This window comes from Treponema sp. UBA7570 (assembly GCA_002477955.1).
Lineage (GTDB): Bacteria > Spirochaetota > Spirochaetia > Treponematales > Treponemataceae > Treponema_D.
The window spans coordinates 50,210-54,753 of sequence record DLLE01000025.1 but is presented as its reverse complement, the minus strand read 5'-3'; the positions used below and the strand labels follow the sequence as shown (position 1 = coordinate 54,753).

4 protein-coding genes are annotated in these 4,544 nt (G+C 43.2%); 1 reads left to right on the top strand and 3 read right to left on the bottom strand.

From position 1 onward, the window contains the following. From leuS to B4N75_RS02650, 3 genes are all read right to left on the bottom strand, one after another. A partial coding sequence (gene leuS, locus B4N75_RS02660) for a leucine--tRNA ligase (protein WP_296706536.1) occupies positions 1-1,550 on the bottom strand: 1,550 nt, incomplete at its 3' end. 210 nt (positions 1,551-1,760) lie between these two features. Next, positions 1,761-2,303 (bottom strand): GNAT family N-acetyltransferase, encoded by a 543-nt coding sequence (locus B4N75_RS02655; RefSeq protein WP_296021451.1) that lies wholly within the window; start codon positions 2,301-2,303, stop codon positions 1,761-1,763. A 489-nt stretch (positions 2,304-2,792) separates the two neighbouring features. Beyond that, positions 2,793-3,512: an isoamylase gene (locus B4N75_RS02650; protein WP_296021448.1), complete on the bottom strand. Its 720-nt coding sequence runs from the start codon at positions 3,510-3,512 to the stop codon at positions 2,793-2,795. 293 nt (positions 3,513-3,805) lie between these two features. On the opposite strand from B4N75_RS02650, the gene flcA reads away from it, so the two are divergent. Further along, the coding region (flcA, locus tag B4N75_RS02645) for a periplasmic-type flagellar collar protein FlcA (RefSeq protein WP_296706534.1) at positions 3,806-4,544 on the top strand (739 nt) is incomplete at its 3' end.

Sequence of the window (4,544 nt, the reverse complement as noted above, 5' to 3'; positions counted from 1 at the left end):
TTGTCTTTCGGGTCGAGATAGCGAAGGTAATACCAGCAGCTTCCCGCCCACTGAGGCATTGTGTTCGTCTCGCGCTTTGCGTCTGCTCCGCATTTAGGACATTTGCAGTTTACCCAAGACTCAATTCCTGCGAGTGGAGACTCGCCTGTGCCTGTCGGCTGGTAAGTCTTTACGTTTGGAAGCTCCAGCGGAAGCTCGCTTTCCGGAACCGGAACAGTTCCGCATTTTGGACAGTGAACAAGCGGAATCGGCTCGCCCCAGTATCTCTGCCGGCTGAAAACCCAGTCGCGGAGCTTGTAGTTCACGGCTTTTTTTCCGATTTTCTTTTCTTCCAGGAACTCGAGCATTTTTGCAATCGCGTCTTTTTTGTTAAGGCCGTTCAAGAATTCTGAATTAACGTGGATTCCGTCCTGAGTCCAAGCCTCTTTTTGAACGTCAACTTCTGACTTCAAGACTTCGATGATTGGAAGACCGAATTTCTTTGCAAAATCCCAGTCGCGTGTGTCGTGCGCCGGAACTGCCATGATTGCGCCTGTTCCGTAAGAAATCAGAACATAGTCCGCAACCCAGATTGGAATGAGCTTTCCGTTAACAGGATTTATCGCGTAGCTTCCTGAGAAAACGCCAGTCTTTGTTTTTGCAAGGTCGGTTCGCTCAAGGTCTGATTTCTTCGCTGCCTCATCGCGGTATTTTTCAACTGCTTCTTTCTGTTCTGCCGTTGTGAGTTTTTCAATCAAAGGATGCTCAGGCGAGACAACCATGTAAGTCGCGCCAAAAAGCGTGTCGCATCTTGTCGTGTAGACTGTGAGCTTCTGCTCAGTCGCTTTTCCGTCCTTGTCTGCAACGGCAAAGTCAACTTCCGCGCCTTCCGAGCGTCCAATCCAGTTGCGCTGCATTGCCTTTACGCTTTCAGGCCAGTCAAGCTCGTCCAAGTCTTTTAAGAGACGGTCTGCATAGGCTGTGATTTTAAGAATCCACTGGCGGATAACTTTGTGCGTAACTTGCGCGCCGCAGCGGTCGCAGTGTCCTTCTTTTACTTCCTCGTTTGCAAGCCCTGTAAGGCACGAAGGGCACCAGTTGATTGGAGTCTGAGCCTCGTAAGCCAGACCTTTTTTGTAGAGCTGGAGGAAAATCCACTGAGTCCATTTGTAATAGTCAGGAGTGCAGGTCTTGATTTCGCGGTCCCAGTCGTAGCTGAATCCGAGAGCCTTAATCTGCTCGGTAAAGTGCGCGATGTTCTTGAAAGTTGTTTCCGCAGGATGAGTTCCAGTTTTTATCGCGTAGTTTTCAGCAGGCAAGCCGAATGCGTCGTATCCCATCGGATGAAGAACGTTGTAGCCGTTCATGCGCAAAAAGCGCGAGTAAATGTCTGTGGCTGTGTAGCCTTCCGGGTGTCCTACGTGAAGTCCCGCTCCGCTCGGGTAAGGGAACATATCGAGAACGTAGCGGCGCTTCTCTTTTGGAAAAGACTCGTCCTCAACAGCCTTGAACGTCTTGTGCTCGTCCCAGTATTTTTGCCATTTTGGCTCGATGTTCTGAAATGGATACATTTTCTGACCTCGTTTTATCCGCAAAATTTGAACGCAGATTTGTGATTTTGGAAGAAAAAAAGTTTGAAAGAAAAAAAGAAACCTTTTCAAGGTTGCGTTTTGTCTTTCTGATTTTTGAATAGAAGAAAGTTTATCACTTTTTTAAAGTGTTGAAAATAGAAGAGAAAATTTGTTTTGCACAGCGCTTATGTACGCATATCGCCACGGATTTTATATTTTCTTTTCAAGCAGCACAAGGTTTACGCCTTTTATTCCGTTGAAAGTGCAGCCTCTGATTCCGATTTCTTTATAGCCGAGTTTTTTATAGAATGAGCGGGCGGCGGAGTTTTTTTCGTTTGTGTCTATCCTTAGATAGCGGCATCCGTTTTCAAGAGCATATTGCTCGTAGAATTTTGCAACCGCTTTTCCAAGTCCTCTGCCTTTTTCTGCCGGGTCTATGACAAGTGTATGCATGACCATAACTTCGCTGTCCGGCGCATCATATTGCCACGGAGCGCCTTTGTATGAGTCTACCTGTATCTGGTTGAATATGACTGTTCCGGCAGTTTTTCCGTCAATTTCCACGACAAAAAGGTCGTTCCTTGCAAGAGCATCTTTGATTGTACGTGCGTCAGGGTAGATTCCTCTTATCCAGCCGATTTCCGCGCGTCCGCTTTCCTCTTCTGTGTGAATATTATCGTAAATTCTTTGGACTGCCGCAGTGTCTTTTTGTGTCGCTTTTCTTATCAGTGTTCTTGAGATGTTTGTATCCATTTTTTTTCAGACCTGGAAATTTATCTTTTCCTTTTTTTTGATTTTTTGAATAGAAGAAATTTATCACTTTTTTTAGGTGTTGAAAATATGGAAGATTTTGAAAATAAATTATAGTTTGGCGCATTGAAAAATAAAAATCATAAAAACATTTATAAAAAGGAGCTTCCGGCGCAATGCGCCGTCGGGCTTTCCATGGCTACGGCATACGCCTCCGACCAAACGCAAGCGTTTGTTTTCGCCCGTTTTTTTTCAAAACGGGCTCACCATTCCAATCCCTAAGCCGCAAATTGACTTGTAAAAAAACAATAGTCTTTTTTTATTTAGCCTGAATTTCGAGTTTTGATAAGAACAGTAATTTAAGTGTCATTCCCGTGCTACGACACTGCGATGTTTACGCAGTAAACTCGGTCAGGAATCTGTTGGAAATTTTCAATAGATTATCGGGTCAAGCCCGATAATGACATTAAATTATAAAACTCGAAATTCAGGCTATTTGACTACAATCGAAGATACTGTTTTGCCTTCGGCGGTGTAGGCTTTTGACGGGTTTGTTGTGTCGATAAACTGTTTTAGGCCGGTAAAATAGGCGTAATAGTATGTTCCGGGCGGCAACGGCAGGTAAATTTCGTATTTTCCTGGGGCAGTTTCTGTCATTTCGTAAATCCAGCTGTCCCAATTTGTAAATGTGCCTGCCAGCCTGATTTTTTTGCCTGGTTCAAAGCTGCAGGTAAATTTTGTAAATCCGTCGGGCATTTTTTCGGTTATATTTTTTTTTGTCTGCGGAATTTCTATGCACGAAAATTCTATTCCGTTTTCTGAGTCGTATTGGGTGTTTGGATTTGTCGGATCAACTGTCCAAAGGCCGTCGATTACAAGTTTGTAGGAAATTTTTTGTGTTTTTGGAGGAATTTTCAGAACGTAAAAATACCATGAGTTTGTCTGTTCTCCTTCGTAGTCGAAAAGCTTGCGCAGCGAAAATGCGTGAATTTTGCTGAAATTTTCAAAATCGAAGGCAATTCCTACGTTACGGGCGTTTTTTTCTGCTGTAAAGAGAATGTATTCATCGCTTATCAAAGGTGAAGTTACTCCTCTTACAGAAGTTACAAGATTGTCGTAATCGTAAGTGTCTTTTTTTGGCTCATCTTTTTTTGCAGAAACGCTAATTAAAACAAAAAATGCAAAAAATGTAAAAACAGCAAACTTTTTCATACTGGAATTTTCGGTATTTTTTGAACGGAGTTTAGATTTTTAAAATTAAGTTTTGTGGCAGGGATAGAAGGGGCGGAAACCGTTGGCGGTTGCCTGCAAACGCCAATGCAGCGCGGTTAGCGCGGAACCCCGGATAGCCCGTTTTTTTTGCGGAGCAAAAAAGCCGCCCAAATTATTAAAGCAAGGGTTCTGATTTTCCGAAAATGAGTGTAGAATTGAATCTTGAATTGTAATCAGGGCTCTAGAATTTTTTAGAGAAACCTGCCAATTTTTGTCTGGAGTAAAAAAACGAAATGCCGGGATTAAATCAGCTAAAGAAATTTGCCAGTGATATGCAGAATGTTGGTGACGAAGTTAAAATTCGTGCCCAGCGCGGTGAAAAACCTGCCGTTGTTCCTTTCCCGGAAGGAATTTCTGAAGAAGACGATTCTGAAGATTTTGTTCTTGGACTTCCTGAAAAAACGGATGATTCTCCTGAAAATTCCGTATCTGCTGTTGATTCTGGCGAAGAAAAAAATGAGCAAGATTTAAGTTCTCAGACACAAGAAAATGATGCTGTTCCAGATTTGGATTCGCTTTTAGATTCCAATGCTTCGCACTCTGGCGATGAGCCTGATTTAAGCGAATTTCTTGATGAGCCTGAAAAGAAAGAACCTGAAAAAAAAGAGCCGGAAGAAATTCCTCTGGAAGATCTTGATTTGGAGGCGCTTTTAAAATCCGCTCCTGAAGAAAGTGCTCAAACTGAGGCTGAGCAGGAAAATGTGCCGTTTGATGGGCTTTCTGGCGAAAATCTTTCTGAGCCTGAAAAAAAATCTGACAATTTTGAAGGCATTCAAATGCCGGATTTGCCGGACGATATGGATTTTGGAACTGAGAATACGGCTTCAAAAAACGATGACGATTTTGCTTTTAACGGCGAAGCTATCGACCTAAATGCCGATCTTCCGGAAGATATTGTCGAAAAAGACGGTTTTTCTCCTTTGCCAGACATTGAAGATGCTGAAAACCCTGAAAACGCTGCAAATTCTTCGG